General features: G+C 70.8%; 14 protein-coding genes. 7 read left to right on the forward strand and 7 right to left on the reverse strand.

The annotated features are described in order from the left end of the window. Positions 1 to 138: 138 nt before the first annotated feature. Both LDO26_RS12370 and LDO26_RS12375 read left to right on the forward strand, forming a co-directional pair. Entirely contained in the window at positions 139 to 3303 is a 3165-nt protein-coding gene (locus LDO26_RS12370) for an efflux RND transporter permease subunit (RefSeq protein WP_232131401.1), read from the forward strand. A gap of 125 nt (positions 3304 to 3428) precedes the next feature. Continuing rightward, positions 3429 to 4901, forward strand: a complete 1473-nt coding sequence (locus tag LDO26_RS12375; protein ID WP_232131402.1) for an efflux transporter outer membrane subunit — start codon at positions 3429 to 3431, stop codon at positions 4899 to 4901. A 222-nt stretch (positions 4902 to 5123) separates the two neighbouring features. Here the strand turns inward: LDO26_RS12375 and LDO26_RS12380 are convergent, their stop codons facing one another. The 3 genes from LDO26_RS12380 to htpG form a co-directional block, all read right to left on the reverse strand. Continuing rightward, a complete protein-coding gene (locus LDO26_RS12380; RefSeq protein ID WP_232131403.1) occupies positions 5124 to 5627 on the reverse strand; it encodes a DUF6496 domain-containing protein in 504 nt (167 codons plus the stop codon). A gap of 138 nt (positions 5628 to 5765) precedes the next feature. Next, complete coding sequence (locus LDO26_RS12385) at positions 5766 to 6680, reverse strand: CorA family divalent cation transporter (RefSeq protein WP_232131404.1); 915 nt, start codon at positions 6678 to 6680, stop codon at positions 5766 to 5768. Positions 6681 to 6944: 264 nt separating this feature from the next. Beyond that, positions 6945 to 8858: a molecular chaperone HtpG gene (gene htpG, locus LDO26_RS12390; RefSeq protein WP_232131405.1), complete on the reverse strand. Its 1914-nt coding sequence runs from the start codon at positions 8856 to 8858 to the stop codon at positions 6945 to 6947. A gap of 204 nt (positions 8859 to 9062) precedes the next feature. On the opposite strand from htpG, the gene LDO26_RS12395 reads away from it, so the two are divergent. Then, positions 9063 to 9497 carry a carboxymuconolactone decarboxylase family protein gene (locus LDO26_RS12395; protein WP_232131406.1) on the forward strand — a complete coding sequence of 145 codons (435 nt, stop codon included), beginning with the start codon at positions 9063 to 9065 and terminating at the stop codon, positions 9495 to 9497. Positions 9498 to 9504: 7 nt separating this feature from the next. Next, the gene (gene sigJ, locus LDO26_RS12400; RefSeq protein WP_232131407.1) at positions 9505 to 10422 is read left to right on the forward strand and encodes an RNA polymerase sigma factor SigJ; all 918 of its coding nucleotides are present in this window, start codon (positions 9505 to 9507) and stop codon (positions 10420 to 10422) included. Between the two features lie 13 nt (positions 10423 to 10435). Here the strand turns inward: sigJ and LDO26_RS12405 are convergent, their stop codons facing one another. Then, entirely contained in the window at positions 10436 to 10855 is a 420-nt protein-coding gene (locus tag LDO26_RS12405; protein WP_232131408.1) for a DUF1801 domain-containing protein, read from the reverse strand. An 82-nt stretch (positions 10856 to 10937) separates the two neighbouring features. After that, a complete protein-coding gene (locus LDO26_RS12410) occupies positions 10938 to 11348 on the reverse strand; it encodes a hypothetical protein (protein ID WP_232131409.1) in 411 nt (136 codons plus the stop codon). A gap of 217 nt (positions 11349 to 11565) precedes the next feature. Between LDO26_RS12410 and LDO26_RS12415 the strand changes: the two genes are divergently transcribed. Together LDO26_RS12415 and LDO26_RS12420 are read left to right on the forward strand one after the other, a co-directional pair. Next, the gene (locus LDO26_RS12415) at positions 11566 to 12237 is read left to right on the forward strand and encodes an energy transducer TonB (RefSeq protein ID WP_232131410.1); all 672 of its coding nucleotides are present in this window, start codon (positions 11566 to 11568) and stop codon (positions 12235 to 12237) included. Positions 12238 to 12280: 43 nt separating this feature from the next. Continuing rightward, a complete protein-coding gene (locus tag LDO26_RS12420; protein WP_232131411.1) occupies positions 12281 to 13123 on the forward strand; it encodes a class I SAM-dependent methyltransferase in 843 nt (280 codons plus the stop codon). 329 nt (positions 13124 to 13452) lie between these two features. Here LDO26_RS12420 and LDO26_RS12425 read toward each other — a convergent pair whose 3' ends face one another. Further along, on the reverse strand, positions 13453 to 14736 hold the full coding sequence (locus LDO26_RS12425) for an acyltransferase family protein (RefSeq protein WP_232131412.1): 1284 nt from the start codon (positions 14734 to 14736) through the stop codon (positions 13453 to 13455). A gap of 135 nt (positions 14737 to 14871) precedes the next feature. After that, positions 14872 to 15459 carry a hypothetical protein gene (locus LDO26_RS12430; protein ID WP_232131413.1) on the reverse strand — a complete coding sequence of 196 codons (588 nt, stop codon included), beginning with the start codon at positions 15457 to 15459 and terminating at the stop codon, positions 14872 to 14874. Positions 15460 to 15671: 212 nt separating this feature from the next. Between LDO26_RS12430 and LDO26_RS12435 the strand changes: the two genes are divergently transcribed. Then, a complete protein-coding gene (locus LDO26_RS12435) occupies positions 15672 to 17054 on the forward strand; it encodes a GGDEF domain-containing protein (RefSeq protein WP_232131414.1) in 1383 nt (460 codons plus the stop codon). The last annotated feature ends 20 nt before the right edge of the window (positions 17055 to 17074 follow it).

The raw sequence follows: 17074 nt of genomic DNA on the forward strand, positions 1-17074 counted from the left end.
GGGCGCGCGATCGGTTCGAAGATCGCGAACCGCGCCTGCCCTCATCCGGCCCTTCGGGCCACCTTCTCCCGGAGGGAGAAGGGCTCGACATCGTTGATTTCTTCTCCGAGCGGCCCCGCGCCGCCCAAGGACTTTCCCGTGGACTTTTCCCGTTTCTTCATCGACCGGCCGATCTTCGCCGCGGTGCTGTCGATCATCATCTTCGTCGGCGGCCTGATCGCGATCCCCGGCCTGCCGATCAGCGAATACCCGGAGGTGGTGCCGCCGTCGGTGGTGGTGCGCACCGCGTATCCCGGCGCCAACCCGCAGGTGATCGCCGAGACCGTGGCCACGCCGCTGGAGGAAGCGGTCAACGGGGTCGAGGACATGATGTACATGCGCTCGATCGCCGGCTCCGACGGCGTGCTGCAGATGACCGTCACCTTCCGCCCCGGCACCGACCCCGACGACGCCGCGGTCAAGGTGCAGAACCGCGTGGCGCAGGCGCAGGCCAGGCTGCCCGAGGACGTGCGCCGGCAGGGCGTAACCGTGCAGAAGCAGTCGCCGACGTTCCTGATGGTGGTGCACCTGACCGCGCCCGACGGCCGCTACGACACCCTGTACCTGCGCAACCACGCGCGGCTGCACGTCAAGGACGCACTGGCGCGCATCCAGGGCGTCGGCGACGCGCAGGTGTTCGGCGGCGGCGACTACGCGATGCGCGCGTGGCTGGACCCGGACCGGATCGCCTCGCTCGACCTGACCGCCGGCGACGTGGTCGCGGCGATGCGCGAGCAGAACGTGCAGGTCTCCGCCGGCCAGCTCGGCGCCGAGCCGATCCCCGACAGCGACTTCCTGACCCTGATCAACGCCCAGGGCCGGCTGCGCACGATCGAGGAATTCGGCGACATCGTCATCAAGCGCGGCGCCGACGGCGAGATCGTGCGCCTGGGCGACGTCGCCCGGCTGGAGCTGGGCGCGGCCGACTACACCCTGCGCTCGCAGCTCGACGGCAAGGAGGCGGTCGGCATCGGCATCTTCCAGGCGCCGGGCGCCAACGCGCTGCAGATCCGCGACGAGGTCATCGCGACGATGGACGAGCTGTCCACGCGCTTCCCGGAAGGCGTGGAATACCAGGCCGTCTACGACACCACGATCTTCGTGCGCGACTCGATCAAGTCGGTGGTCACCACGCTGCTCGAGGCGGTGCTGCTGGTGGTGCTGGTGGTGATCCTGTTCCTGCAGACCTGGCGCGCGTCGATCATCCCGCTGCTGGCGGTGCCAGTGTCGATCGTCGGCACCTTCGCGGTGCTGCACCTGCTCGGCTTCTCGATCAACACCCTGACCCTGTTCGGCCTGGTGCTGGCGATCGGGATCGTCGTAGACGACGCGATCGTGGTGGTGGAGAACGTCGAGCGCCACATCGAGGCGGGCGCCGCGCCGCTGCAGGCGGCGCACCTGGCGATGCAGGAGGTCTCCGGGCCGATCGTCGCGATCACCCTGGTGCTGTGCGCGGTGTTCGTGCCGATGGCCTTCCTCGACGGCGTGACCGGCGAGTTCTACAAGCAGTTCGCGGTCGCCATCGCGATCTCGGTCGCGATCTCGGGCCTGAACTCGCTGACCCTGTCGCCGGCGCTGGCGGCAATCCTGCTGCGCCCGCACGACGCGCCGAAGGATGCGCTCTCGCGCGGCATCGACCGCGCCTTCGGCTGGGCCTTCCGGCCGTTCAACCGGTTCTTCGGCCGCAGCTCGGACCGCTACCACGGCACCATCGGCCGCATCCTCGGCCGCCGCGGACTGGTGTTCCTGGTCTACGCCGGCCTGCTGCTGGCCACCGGCACGATGTTCAAACTGGTGCCGCCGGGCTTCATCCCGGTGCAGGACAAGCTGTACCTGATGGCCGGCGTGAAGCTGCCGGAGGGCGCCTCGATCGCGCGCACCGACGCGATGCTGCGCAAGGTCAGCGACATCGCGATGGAGACCGACGGCGTCGCCCACTCGATCGCCTTCCCCGGCCTCAACATCCTGTTCACCAACTCGCCCAACACCGGCATCGTGTTCCTGCCGCTCGAACCCATGGGCGAGCGCAGCCGCAGCGCCGAGGCGATCAATGCCGAGCTCAACCAGAAGATCGGCGCGCTGCAGGAAGGCATGGCGTTCTCGTTCATGCCGCCGCCGATCCTCGGCCTCGGCAACGGCTCGGGCTACCAGCTGTTCGTGCAGGACCGCGGCGGGCTCGGCTACGGCGCGCTGCAGGACGCGGTCAACGGCCTGTCCGGGGCGATCGTGCAGACCCCGGGCATGGGCTATCCGATCAGCAGCTACCAGGCCAACGTGCCGCAGCTCGACGCGGTGGTCGACCGCGACAAGGCCAAGGCCCAGGGCGTGCCGCTGACCGGGCTGTTCGACACCCTGCAGACCTATCTCGGCTCGGCCTACGTCAACGACTTCAACCAGTTCGGCCGCACCTGGCAGGTGATCGCGCAGGCCGACGGCCGCTTCCGCGGCGACGTCGAGGACATCGCCCGCCTGCGCACCCGCAACGACCGCGGGGAGATGGTGCCGATCGGCTCGGTGGTCGACATCCGCCAGACCTACGGGCCGGACCCGGTGCTGCGCTACAACGGCTACCCGGCCGCGGACCTGGCCGGCGAATCCGATCCGCGCCTGCTGTCATCGGCGCAGGCGATGCAGACGCTGGGCCGGCTGGCGGACGAGGTGCTGCCGCAGGGCATGCAGATCGAGTGGACCGACCTCAGCTTCCAGCAGGCCAATCAGGGCAATGCCGCGCTGATCGTGTTCCCGCTGGCGGTGCTGCTGGCGTTCCTGGTGCTGGCCGCGCTGTACGAGAGCTGGACGCTGCCGCTGGCGGTGATCCTGATCGTGCCGATGTGCCTGCTGTCGGCGATGTTCGGCGTGTGGCTGAGCGGCGGCGACAACAACGTGTTCGTGCAGGTCGGCCTGGTGGTGCTGATGGGGCTTGCGTGCAAGAACGCGATCCTGATCGTCGAGTTCGCCCGCGAACTCGAGCAGCAGGGCCGCAGCATCGTCGAGGCCGCGCTGGAAGCCTGCCGCCTGCGCCTGCGCCCGATCGTCATGACCTCGATCGCGTTCTGCGCCGGCGTGGTGCCGCTGATGCTGTCCTCCGGCGCCGGCAGCGAGGTGCGCGCGGCGACCGGCGTGACGGTGTTCGCCGGCATGGTCGGCGTGACCCTGTTCGGCCTGTTCCTGACCCCGGTGTTCTACGTCGCCCTGCGCAAGCTGGCGAACCGCCCGCTGGTGTCGCACAAGGCGCCCGCGGCGCAACCGGCGGTGGAATCGTGACCGCCGCATTGCCATTGCCGCGACGGCGGCCCCGACACGTTCCTGAGGAGATCCGCATGACGGCCCCGACACCCCGCATCGCCGCGACCATCGACGCAACGCCTGGCCGCCGACAGGAGGCTGCCATGGGGATCCGGCTGGCCACGATTACCGCGCTCGCGGCGGCATTGCTGTCGGCCTGCGCCGTCGGCCCGGACCATGTGCGGCCGACGATGGCGCTGCCCGATGCGTTTGCCGGCGAAGCGGCCGCCGATCCCGGCGCCGCCGGCGCATCCGCCATCGGCCCCGCGCAGGCGTCCATCGGCGACGATGCGTTCTGGCGGCACTTCGACGATCCGCAGCTGACCGCGCTGGTCGAAACCGCGCTGGCGGCCAACCACGACCTGCGCATCGCGCTGTCGCGCCACGACCGCGCCCGTGCGCTGCTGCGCGAATCGCGGCTGGACGCGCTGCCAACGCTGACCGCCAGCGGCGAGGCGCGCAGCGCGCGTGCCAGCGCCGGCCAGCAACCCGGCGTGTCGCGCGCGGACCGCGACGGCGACAGCTTCAGCGCGGCGCTCGGCGCCAGTTGGGAACTCGACCTGTTCGGCCGGGTCCGGCGCGGCATCGAGGCCGGTCGCGCGGGTGCCGCCGCCAGTGCCGACGACCTGCGCGCGGCGCAGGTCGCGATCGTCGGCGAGGTCGCCGCCGGCTATCTGGAGCTGCGCGGCCTGCAGGAACGGCTGCGCGTGGCCGAGGACAATGCCGGCAACCAGCGCGACACCCTGCGCCTGGTCGAGGCGCGCGCCGCGGCCGGCCAGGACAGTGCCTTCGATACCGCACGCGCACGCGCCCAGGTCGCGTCGACCACGGCCCGGATCCCGGCCCTGCAGGCGCGGATCGCGACGACGATGCATCGCCTCGCGGTACTGACCGGGCGCACGCCCGACGCGCTGCACGCCGAACTGTCGCCGCCGCGTGCGCTGCCGGCGATCCCGGCAAGGATCGACCCCGGCACGCCGGGCACGCTGCTGCGCCGGCGTCCCGATGTCGCCGCGGCCGAACAGCGCCTGCACGCGGCGACCGCGCGCATCGGCGTCGCCACTGCCGACCTGTTCCCGCGCTTCACCCTCGGCGGCCTGCTCGGCAGCCAGGCGGTCGACAGCAGCGCGCTGCTGGAGCGCGACAGCGAGACTCGGGTCGTCGCGCTCGGCATCGACTGGTCGTTCCTCGACGTCGGCCGGGTGCGCGCACGGATCGCCGCCAGCCATGCCGACGCCGAGGGCGAACTCGCGCGCTACCAGCAGACCGTGCTGCTGGCGCTGGAGGACACCGAGAACGCGCTCGTCGGCTATGCCCGCGCCCGCGAGGAGGACGCGCAACTGGAACAGGCGGCGATCGACAGCGCGCGCGCCGCGCAGCTCGCGCGGCTGCGCTTCGACGCCGGCGCCACCGGCCTGCTCGACGTGCTCGATGCCGAACGCACGCGACTGCAGGCCCAGGACGCGTTCGCCGACGGCCGCACCCGCAGCGCGACCGGCGCGGTCGCGCTGTACCGGGCGCTGGCCGGCGGCTGGCCGCAAACCCTGCCGCTGCGCGAGGCGCTGGGGCAGCGCTGACCGCAGCTGCGCCCGGGCGCGGCATCGGAGATGCCGCCTGCACACGAGACGAGGTGTCGCGGCGAACCGGCCTTACGTAGGTCGGCCCCACGCGGCCGACGTGCGCGGCGTCCGGACTCACGCGGTGTCGTGGGCCCGCGAAGCTGCCTGCCCGGAAGCCCGGCGTCGGGGGCGTTGCCCCGACCTACGATCCAGGCTCGCGGGGACAACGCAGCGCGACCGTCACGCCTTGGCGGCCTTGGCCGCGCGCGTCCTGGCCGCCTTCTTCGCCGCCGCCGAACGCTCGGCCGGCCCCTTGGTCTTCGCCGCTTTCTTCGCTGCGGCCGAGCGCTCCGCGGGGGTGCGTTTCGCGGCCGCCTGCCTGGCCTGCTGCGACAGGGCGGTTTCCGTGATCGCGGCGCCGCCCTCGCGCTTGCGGGCCTGGCTGGCGGCCTTCGCGCGCGTGGCCGAGACCTTGTGCGCCGCGCCTTCCTCGCCGATCTCCAGGTCGCGTTCGGCCTTGGCGCGGACCGCCGCCGGCGCCTTCTTCGGCGGCGGCAGGTCGATCCCCGCGCGGCGCGCCTCCGACAGGCCGATGGCGATCGCCTGCTTGACCGATTTCGCGCCGGTCCTGCCGGCCTTGATCGCGTCGATCTCCGCCTTCACGAATTCGCCGGCCTGGGTGCTGGCCGACTTGCCCTCGCGCTTGTCGCGCTTCGCCTGCTCGATCGTCTTCTTCGTCGCCATGGTGCGTGCTCCCTGGAAGATGTCCCCGTTCTACCGCGACGACGGCGCGGCGCGAGCTCCGTTCGTCGGATCGGAGGTTGGGAGCTGAATCGAACGCCGTAGCGAGAACGTCGCCGCCGCCGAACTACGCTCCGCCTCTCACACCCAGCCCTTGCGGCGGAACCACAGCAGCGGCACGGCGATGCTCACGCCGATCACCGCCAGCGCCACGAAGTAGCCCGGCCGCCACGTCAATTCCGGCATGAAGGCGTAGTTCATGCCCCAGATGCCGACCAGCACCGTCGGCGGGACGCCGACCACCGAGGCGACCGCCATCACCTTCATCACCTCGTTCTGGTCGACGGTGATCAGCCCCAGCGTGCCGTCGAGCAGGAACTCGACGCGATCGCCGAGCTGCTGCTCGAACTCGCCCAGCGATGCCAGGTCCTTGTGGATCAGCTTCAGCCGCTGCGCGCCGTCGTCGCCGAACCACGGCGGCGTGGCCTCGCCCAGGAAGTTCACGATCCGCAGCAGGCCCAGCAGGTTGTTGTGGATCGCACCGAGCCGGCGCCCGAGACCGCCGACGTGCAGCAGCGCGCGGTTGAGCTCGCCACGCTTGCGCCGGCGGTCGTCGAACACGTGGCGGGTGGTCTCGCTGACCTGCGCCTCCAGCGCTTCCAGCCGGTCGGCGATGCGGTCGACGATGTGCTCGATGATGCGCAGGAACAGGTCCACCGGGCCGTCGCAGCCGTGCCGGTCGAGGTCGTTGGCGATGGTTTCCAGCGAGGTCAACGCCTGTTCGCGCTGGGTGACCAGCGCATTGGGCGAGATGGCGAACCCCAGCGGCGCCACTCCGCCGCCACCTTCCTGGTAGCGCGGCAGGTTGAGGAACAGGGTGTCGCCGACCCGGCGCACGCGGCTGGTGAACTCGATCTCGCTGATCCTGGCCTTGCCGGGGATCTCGAACCCGACCAGCCGCGAGGCCTCGGCCAGGTCCGCCGCCTCCGGCTGGCACAGGTCCACCCAGATCGCATCGGGCGCCGACGTGCCGTGGATCGGACGGCTGTCGATCACGTCGCTGTCCCGGTACGCGCCGGCGCGATCGCGGGTGCCGCCCGGCCTCGCCGCGGCGTGGCCTGCAGCGCCTTGCACGCGCGCATCGCCCGGTCGCAGCCCGCCATGGCCTCACCCATTGCTGCCTTCCCTGCCTGTCCGCGCGACGCTGCCTGCCATGCGGCGAGCATCCCGCGCGGCTGCAGGTTCGTCAATTCGCCGTCGCGGTCGCGTCGGACGGGGCCCGATCCGCCATCACGCCTCGGGACCCGCCCGACGCGGCGACTATCCCAGCAGCACCCGGTTCACCCGCTGCACGAACGCCGCGGGATCGGCCAGCGGCGCGCCGGCGGCGATCTCGGCCTCTTCCAGCAGCAGGCTGGCCAGGTCCAGCGCGCGGACCTCGTCGGTCTCGGCCTCGACCCGCTGCAGCAGCGGATGCGCCGGGTTGATCTCCAGCGTCGGCTTGCTGTCGGGCACGTCCTGGCCGGCCTCGCGCAGCAGCCGCGCGAGGTGCGGTGCCAGTTCGTAGTCGCTGAGCGCCAGGCACGACGGCGAGTCGGTCAGGCGCGCGGACACGCGCACGTCGGCCACGCGCTCGCCCAGCAGGTCCTTGAGCCGGGTCACCAGCGGCGCCGCCGCCTTGGCCGCCTCTTCCTGCCTGGCCTTGTCGGCGGCATCGAGCGGCAGCTCGCCCTTGGCCACGTTCTTCAGCGACTTGCCTTCGTACTCGTGCAGGCTACCGAGCATCCATTCGTCGATGCGGTCGTACATCAGCAGCACTTCGATGTCCTTGGCGCGGAACGCCTCGAGCTGCGGGCTGCCGTTGGCCGCCGCATAGCTGTCGGCGGTGATGTACCAGATGGTGTCCTGGCCGACGGCCATGCGGCCGATGTAGTCGTCCAGCGACACGGTCTGCGCGGCGGCGTCGCCGGCTGTCGACGTACCGCGCGTGGAGGCGAAGCGCAGCAGTTTCGCGATACGCTCGCGGTTGCCGGGATCCTCTCCGATGCCCTCCTTGAGCGTATTGCCGAACGCCTTGTAGAACGCGGCGAACTTCTCCGGTTCGTCCCTGGCCAACTTCTCGATCAGGTCGAGCACGCGCTTGACGCAGGCGCCCTTGATGCGATCGAGCTGGCGGTTGTGCTGCAGCAGCTCGCGGCTGACGTTCAGCGGCAGGTCGTCGGCATCGACCACGCCGCGCACGAAGCGCAGGTAGTTGGGCAGCAGCTCCTCGGCCGCGTCCATGACGAACACGCGCTTGATGTACAGCTTCAGGCCCTTGCGCTCGTCGCGGCCGCCCATCATCAGGTCGAACGGCGGCTTCTCCGGCAGGTACAGCAGCGTGGTGAAGCTCTGGCTGCCCTCGACGCGGTTGTGGGTCCAGGCCGCGGCGTCGTTGAAATCGTGGCCCAGGGCCTTGTAGAAGCTCTGGTATTCCTCGTCGCTGATCTCGGACTTGGGCCGGGTCCACAGTGCCGAGGCATCGTTGACCGCCTCCCATTCCGGCGCCGCCGGCGCGGCCTCGTCGCCGTCCGGCGCTGCCGCGCTCTTGTGCATGCGGATCGGGAACGCGACATGGTCGGAATACTTGCTGATCAGCGAGCGCAGCTTCCAGTCGGCGAGGAACTCGTCCTCGTCAGGCTTGAGGTGCAGGATCACCGTGGTACCGCGCTCGGGCAGCTCGACCGTCTCCAGCAGGTACTCGCCGCGGCCGTCGCTCTCCCACTTCACGCCGTCGGCCGCGGCCGCGCCGGCGCGGCGGGTCAGCACCGTCACCCGGTCGGCGACCACGAAGGCCGAATAGAACCCCACGCCGAACTGGCCGATCAGCCGCGCATCGGCCTTCTGCCCGTCGCTCATCGCCTCCAGGAAGCGCCGGGTGCCGGAGCTGGCGATGGTGCCGATGTTGGCGACCACCTCGTCGCGCGACATGCCGATGCCGGTGTCGCGGATGGTGATCGTGCGCGCGTCCTTGTCGACCGACACGTCGATGTGCAGGTCGCCGTCGCCGGCCAGCAACCCGGGGTCGGCGATCGACTCGAAGCGCAGCTTGTCGCAGGCGTCGGAGGCGTTGGAGATCAGCTCGCGCAGGAAGATCTCCTTGTGCGAGTACAGCGAGTGGGTGACCAGGTGCAGCACCTGGGCGACTTCGGCTTCGAACTTGCGGGTCTCGGTGGTTTCGGTGGCTGTGGTCATCGGGGTGTTCCGGTCCGGTTGCGTGATGCGCGCGCCGTGGGACGCGCTGGCGTGAGGGATGCCGTCGATATGCGCGCCACGGCGCGGATTTCAAGCCGGGGCGGGTCGCCGGAAGGTCTCGCCGGTGCAGGCGCGGCACGACCGTGTCACGAAACGGGGCGCTGGATCGTCGGACCGGCAACCCCATGCCTCGAGGAGGCCGACATGTCCCGTTCCACCGATGCCATCCAGGTCCACCAGCGCCTGCCGGACGTCACCCGGGCGCTGACGGGCGCGCAGGCGGCAGTCGCCACCGCCGCCGGCGACCACCGCCTGCACCACCTGGTCCACCTGCGCGCCTCGCAGATCAACCAGTGCAGCTACTGCGTCAACATGCACCTGCGCGAGGCGCGCGAGGACGGCGAGCAGCAGGCGCGGCTGGACCAGCTCGTCGTCTGGCGCCACGTCGATGTGTTCAGCAGCGCCGAAAAGGCCGCGCTGGCCTGGACCGAGGCCCTGACCCGGCTCGATCCCGGCACCGACCTGGCGCCGCTGCGCACCCGGCTGCGCCTGCACTTCGGCGACGCGGAGATCGCCGCGTTGACGGCCGACATCGCGATGATCAACCTCTGGAACCGCATCATGGTCGCCGACCACTGACCGCGCCATGCCCGCTGCCGACATGCATGCCCCCGAGATGCCCGACGCCACCGCCCGTTTCCAGACCGCCCGGCCGATGCTGCTGGGCCTCGCCTACCGCCTGCTCGGCTCGCGCGCCGACGCCGAGGATGCGGTGCAGGACACCTTCCTGCGCTGGCAGGCCAGCGACGCCGCCGGCATCGCCAACGCCGAGGCCTGGCTGACGGCCGTGTGCACCCGGCGCTGCCTCGACCTGCTGCAGGCCGCCGACCGCGCGCGCGTCGACTATGTCGGCACCTGGCTGCCGGAACCGGTGCCGACCGCGCCTGGGGACGAGCCGGCGCAGGCGGCCGCGCTGGCGTCGTCGCTGACCACCGCGTTCCTGCTCGCGCTGCAGCGGCTCACGCCGAAGGAGCGCGCGGCGTACCTGCTGCACGAGATCTTCGACCGCCCGTATGCCGAGGTCGCGACCGCGCTGGACCTGCAGGCACCCGCGTGCCGCCAGCTGGTGTCGCGCGCACGCGCCCACCTCGCGGCGGCGCGCGTGCGCCACGCGACGCCGCCGGCGCGCCAGCGGCAACTGCTCGATGCCTTCCGCGAGGCGATCGCGACCGGATCGACCGCCACGCTGACCGGCCTGCTGGCGGCCGACGTGCGGCTGTCCGCGGACGGCGGCGGCAAGGTCGTCGCCGCACGCCGGGTCATGCGCGGCCTGGCCGAAGTGCGCCGCTTCATCGAGGCCGGCCTGCACGTGTGGTGGTCGCCGCACGTGCTGGAGGAAACCACGCTCAACGGCCAGCCGGGCTTTGTGCTGCGCGACGGCGACACCGCCAGCGTCGTCGCCACGATCGTGTTCGGCTGGGATGCCGACGGGCAGGTCGGCGACCTGTTCATCATGCGCAATCCGGACAAGCTGGCCGGCCTGGACCGTCCGCGCGTGCAGTAGGGCGGGCGTCCGTTCAGACGTGGGCGATCCACTGCCGCAGCACGGCCTGCAGCGCCGGCGCGCGCGCGTCGACCGCGGCGGCATCGGCGAACGCCACCGAGGCCCGGTCCTTGCCCAGCCAGGTCAGCAGGCCTTCGGGATCGTCGATCGCCAAGCCGCCTTCGGGCAATGCGCGCGCCTTCGCGCCCAGATGCAGGATCAGACCGATGCCGGACTTCGCGCGCAAGTGGGTGGTGGCGAAATACTCGTGGGTGCGCCAGCTCGGCGCGTTCCACTTCACGCCTTCGGCCACCGTCGGGTCGATGCCGAGCACCAGTGCGCGCAGGCACTGCACCGCGTCGGCATGCGGATGGTCGAGCGTCGCCATGAACGCATCGACGGCGACGGATGTATCGGCGGGCGTGGCGTGTCGGAACTGCGGGGACTGCGTCATCGCCAGGTCCTCGTGTCGGGCCGGCGTACCACGCTAGCAGCGCGGCCGTGCGCGCGACCTCAACACACGGCCGCGCCTCCGGTCACGGCTGGTAGCAGTCGCCCGACGGATCGACCTCGATCCGGATCAGTTCGCTGCCGCCGCCGCCCCAGACGTTGCCGCCGGTGAAGATCAGGCAACCCTCGCCGCGGAACAGCGCCTGCAGTCGGGTGGCGTCGTTGCCGAAATAGAACGGAATCCAGCGCTTGCCCGATTCGTAGCTGTGGAAGCGGTCCGGCGTGCGGTCCAGGATCTCCTGCACGTCCTGCATGCTCATGCCGATCTGCAACTGCGCAAACTTGCTGCCCTCGGCCGGCGTGCCGACGATCTCGCCGGTATACGAGCCGTCCTGCGACGCCACTTCGCGCGTCTGCTTGTCGTCGGCCGCTGCCGTTCCGGCGACCGCCAGTGCCAGCGCCAGCGCGGCGCCCGTTCCCCAAGCCTGTGACTGCATGGCTTTCCCTTGCATGATGCGTCGCCGGGATGACGACGCAGGCGATTCTAGCGACCCGCTCCGGACGGGTCGATCCGGGACGGCCCCAGTAGGCGGACGGCCCGGAATGATGCTGGAATCCGGTGCGCGCGGAAGTGCCTGCATCTTCCCGACGCCGCGTGCTGCGCTTACGCTGTCGCGCCGCCCGGCCCGGGCTTTCGTCACGACAGGAAGATCCATGCGTCGATCCACGGTTTGTCTCGCCGCTGCTTGTCTCGCCCTGCTGCTTGCGGGCTGCACCTCCACGCCGCAGGAAAGCACCCGCCGCGAAGGCTGCCGCCTGCTGGTATCGGCGGATACGATCACCGATGCGCGCATGCAGTCCCTGGACATCTCGCAGGATGCCGCCGGATGCCGCATCACCGGCCTCGCGCCAGCGCATGACACCGCCGACAGGCAGCAGCAGGCCCTGGCCGCAATGGCGACCTCGCACTGCAAGGCGATCGCGACGCCCGGGGAGATCCGCCAGATCGACAAGCCCGACACCGTCCTGTACGGATTCACGCTGCTGCTGGCGCCGCCGGCCGCCGGTGCCGGCTGTCCCGCCCGCGACAGCTCGCCCAGCGCGCATGCCGATGCAGCCATCGACGTCAGCTCGCGCAACATGCATCCGCCGAGCTATCCGCCCGCGGCGTATCGCGCCGGCATCGAGGGACGGGTCGTGCTGATGATGCTGGTCGACGACGACGGCCAGCCGGCGGCGATCCTGGTCGACACCAGCAGCGGCCACGAGCTGCTCGACCAGGCCGCGATCAGGGCCGCGCGCAACTGGCGCTTCCATCGCAACGTCGACCCCGCGCGGCCGGGGGTGGCGCTGGCCCGCGTGCCGGTGGAGTTCAAGCTCGGCTGACCCCGCAGCCCGCCCGGCGCGATGCAGGACAATACGACCCGACATGCGCGCTGACCCCGGCCCCCTGCTGACCCTGCCCATCGCCGACGCCCTGCATGCCGCCTGCAAGGCCGGCGCAGGGGAATGGCGGGGCTCGTTCGACCTCGACCGATCGGTCACCAGCGCCCGGCTTGGCGCCGACAGCTGGCACTGGCGCGGCCGCGACTATCCCTATCCGCGCAAGCTCAGGCCACGCACGGTCTACCACTGGGACGGCGGGGACTTCGCGCCGGTGTCGCGCTTCTCAGGTGCACTGATCAAGCTGGTGCCGACCGACTGGGGCGCGCCGACGTTCGAGATCGACGGCATCAAGATGCTGCCGACCGCGCAGCTGTCGCCGTTCGAGGACGCCCGCCGCAAGGTCGCACTGGTGGCACCACATGGCAGGACCGTGCTCGATACCTGCGGTGGCCTGGGCTATTTCGCCGCGTGCTGCCTGGAGGCCGGTGTGGCGCGCATCCACTCGTTCGAGAAGAACGCCGACGTGCTGTGGCTGCGCACGCTCAATCCGTGGTCGCCGGATCCCGACGACGACGCCGTCGGCGGCCGCCTGCAACTGGTGCATGCCGACATCTCGGAGGCCATTACGCGAATCGACGACGCCTCGGTCGACGCGATCCTGCACGACCCGCCACGCTTCGGCATTGCCGGCGAGCTGTATTCGCAGCAGTTCTACGACCAACTGGCGCGCGTGCTGCGCCGCGGCGGCCGCCTGTTCCACTACACCGGCAGCCCCAACCGGCTGACCAGCGGCCGCAACGTGCCGCGTGAGGTGCAGGCGCGGCTGCAGAAGGCCGGCTTCCAGGCACGGCCGGCGCTGGACGGGGTGCTGGCGACCCGGCGGTAGAACGTTTTCCGGCTCTTCTCCGCACGGTTTTCTTGCCGTGGTACCCACGGATCACGTCGACAGATTTCCGGTTCTTCTGCGACTCCCGGGAATCCTCGATCGCAGGGATCGAGGCAACGCCCACGACACCTCGCCAACGATGAAACAGGTCCCTCGCTACGCTCGGGGCGACAGGCAACCGGCGCCATCGAGTCGGGATCCGCCTCCCGCCGGGAAGTGTGCCGACGATGCGCCAGCCGATGGTGGCATCCCCGCATGGCATCGCCGGCGGCGCGCCCGAGCGCAGCGAGGGACCTGCTTGCCGCTGGTAGCCACGACAGGCAATGGCTTCAGGCCATCGACTTCGGCTGCCGCAGCAGCCACGACGCCAGCGCCACGCAGGCCAGCCCGACCGGCGCGCCCGGCCACACGCCCAGGACCAGCGCGGCTGCCAGCCCGGCATACAGGGCGGCGCCGCCGGCAACGATGCGCGACAGACGCTCGGCGCCGGCCACGTCGCGGTCGCGGCGCAGTTCGAAACGCACCACCAGCGCGATGACCGGCGCCACCATCGCCAGGCACAGCGCGATCCAGCACGCGCGTCCCAGCCAGAATCCCGGTTCGCCCGGGATACCGGCGTCGATCGGCAGCCCGAGCCGCAGGCCCAGCCACGCCGCGGGCAGCTCCGCCAGCTTGTGCCACAGGTACAGCGGCATGCCCAGCGCGCCGAGCACCGCGATCGCCCGCACCGGCACGTGGCCGGCCAGCGCACGCCGCGCCAGCGGCTCCAGCGCCAGCACCGCACCGACCTGCAGCCACATCACCCCAAGCAGCGCCAGCGTCGGCGGCAGCATGTTGTTGCCGGCCAGGGTGACGCCGACCATCGCGACCGGATAGCCACTGGCCATCGCCAGCGCCAGCCAGGCAGCGCCCAGCAGCAGAAAGCCCACGCCGGTGCCGGCGCCGCGGAAGCGCCCGCGCTTCCACGCGATGCCCAACTGCTGCGGCACCAGCCAAACCACCAGCATGTTGAGCCAGGCGATGCCGGCCGGCCGTTCGGTCGTCAGCCGGCCGAGCCAGCGCAATTCGTCCAGCGACGTCGCGCCAGCGCGCACCAGGTCCAGCGCCGCCGCGACCGCCACGAAACCGACCACCGCGCCCAGCCCGAAGCGTGCATCCAGGCGCAGGCACCAGGGCAGCAGCAGTTGCACCGTCAGCAGCATCAGCAGGAACCACAGATGGATCGTCAGCGACTGGTTGAACACACCGAGCAGGTGGCCGCCCGTCCACAGCGCTGCCGCCGCCAGCGCGACCAGCACCGCCAGGTAGGTGACCGTCGGCCGGGCCAGCCCCAGCGCGCGTGCTGCCCACCAGTGCGCCTGCCCACCCGCCTGCAGCCGCCGGGCGACGCCATCGGCGCTGACCGCCGCCGACACGAACACGAACAGCGGCACCACCTGCACCAGCCACGTCATCACGCCCGCCAGCGGCCACACCGCCAACAGATGGTCGGTATCCACCAGCACGCCGGCGTCCACGCGCGGCAGCGTCGCCATCCAGTGGCCGAACACCACGACCAGCAGCGCGCCTGCGCGCAGGGCATCGGGATAGGGGTCGCGGGGGCGGGACGTCATTGGCCGGGCTCGACGGGAAGCGGCGGGCGACAGCATAGAAGTCCCGCACTGGCATAGGAGTGAGGGGCCATGTCGGCCAGACGCCCGATGCACGCAACCGGCGTCGGACAACACCGTGGACACATCGCGAGGAACCTATTCGCTCCGGAGTTGCGCAGGCGCGACCCGAAGCGATTTCAGGAACACGGCCGCCGCATCCGCCTCATGAATCCGCCAACCGCCATCGACACTGATGCTGATCACCTCGCCGCGTCCGAGAACGTAGACCACTTTCGCGAGTACGCCACGCTCCCGATCCAACAGCTCGGCCTCCAGTGCGGGCAAACCGTCCACTTCGATGTCCACTTCGCGCATGACCTCGCTCCGGCTGGCAGCCGCACCGCCATGCACCATCGCCCGGAGGAGCACCGCCGGCTGCACGATGTCCACATCGACCGGCAATGGGAAGACTTCGAGTACGTAACCGCCGCCGAGATCCTCGTCGAACCAGGCGCACGCGCGCTGGTCCAACTCCCGAAGCTCCGGCGACACGATCCTGATCTCGCACGCAGGTTCGCCAGGAAAATCGGCCGAGTAGCTCGTTCCGGGCATCACGAACCCGCCGGCGTTCACGCTGCAGGGAAAAGACAGCATCGATGCGGCAAGGGCAAGAGGGAGCACGGGGACGACGCGCGCCACCGCAGCACCGGCAACGAATTGCTTTCCGGAACTTTCCATATCCATCGTCCCGCATTCCTGTTGGCTGGCGACGGATGGTCGCACGCCCGTTCGAACATCGGCCAGCCCGGAACCACGGGTGCGTATCCGAGCACCGGCCATCGGACCATACGCTGCTAGAATCTCGATGCGTCCGGCGCCCGGCCGCCCGGCACAACGCGTCGCCACATCGTCGCCACGCCAGCAGGCGCCCCCACCCCACGCCACGCGATCCCCCCATGCCGTCCAATGCTTCCCCCGCTTCCGGTCCGGTCACGCCGCCGGACCACTGGCGGTCCACGCTCGACGCGATGGACGCCGACACCCGCGGCTGTCTGGCGGAGATCGCCCGGCAGCCGTTGCAGCCACTGGCGGATGCGTTCTACGCGCAGTTGCTGGGCGATCCACGGGCATCGACCTATCTGTCCAGCCGCAAGGTCCAGGACCACCTCAAGCCCGCGCTGGTGCGCTGGATCCGGGCGCTGCTGGAGGTGGACGCCGGTTCGGCCGAGCACCTGCTGGCCACCCAGCGCCACATCGGCGACATCCACGCCCGCATCTCGATCCCGATGGACCTGGTGATCCGAGGCATGGGCATGCTGCGGCACGGGCTGCTCGCCCTCGCCACGCAGCGTCCGCAGCCGCCGGAAACGCGCATCGCGGCCATCGCCGCGATCTGCACGGCGATGGACGTCGCGCTGGAGGCGATGACGCTGGCGTACTCGCAGGCGCATGCGCAGTCAGCGCAGCGCGACACCGCCTTCCGCCTCTACTCGCTGATCGACAACGCCAGCACCGAACGCGAACGCCAGCGCGCGCTGCTGCTCGACTGGGAGAACAACCTGCTCTACGCGCTGGCCGGCCAGGTGCCCGCGGACGAGCAGCCGCTGGCGAGCTCCGAGTTCGGCCTGTGGTTCGTGCACAAGGCCCTGCCCAGCATGGGCGAGACCGCCGACACCCGGCGCGTGAGCGCACTGATCGGCGAGATCGACGCGCTGCTGTCGGACCTGGGCCGGCACGGTGCCGGCGACAACGGACTGCAGGCCACGCTGGCCGGCATCCGCACGCGCACGGCCAGCATCGGCAAGCTGCTCGGGCAGATGTTCGACCGCATCCATGAACTGGATGCCGGGCACGATGCGCTGACCAACCTGCTCAACCGCCGCTTCCTGCCGACCGTGCTGCGGCGCGAGATCGAACTGGCCAACCGCACCGGCACCACGTTCGCGCTGGCGATGATCGACCTGGACCATTTCAAGCAGTTCAACGACATGCACGGCCACGCGGTCGGCGACCAGATGCTGCAGCTGCTGGCCTCGCTGCTGTCGCAGGCCCTGCGCGGCAGCGACTACCTGTTCCGGCTGGGCGGCGAGGAGATCGTCATGGTGCTGGCGTCGGTTTCCGACACCCAGGCGATGGCGATCGCCGAGAAGCTGCGCCGGGTGGTCGCCGATGCCGTGCTGCATCTGCCCGAAGGCGAATCGTTGCGCGCCACCGCCAGCATCGGCGTGGCGATGTACGACGGCCATCCGGACTACGCGCGGATGCTGGCGCGCGCGGACGCGGCGATGTACCGCGCCAAGCGCGAGGGCCGCAACCGGGCGGTGCTGGCGACCGACTGAACTGCGGGGTTGCCGCAGCG

The sequence above is a fragment of the Proluteimonas luteida genome (assembly GCF_021191695.1).
In the GTDB taxonomy this organism is placed as follows: Bacteria; Pseudomonadota; Gammaproteobacteria; order Xanthomonadales; family Xanthomonadaceae; genus Luteimonas; species Luteimonas luteida.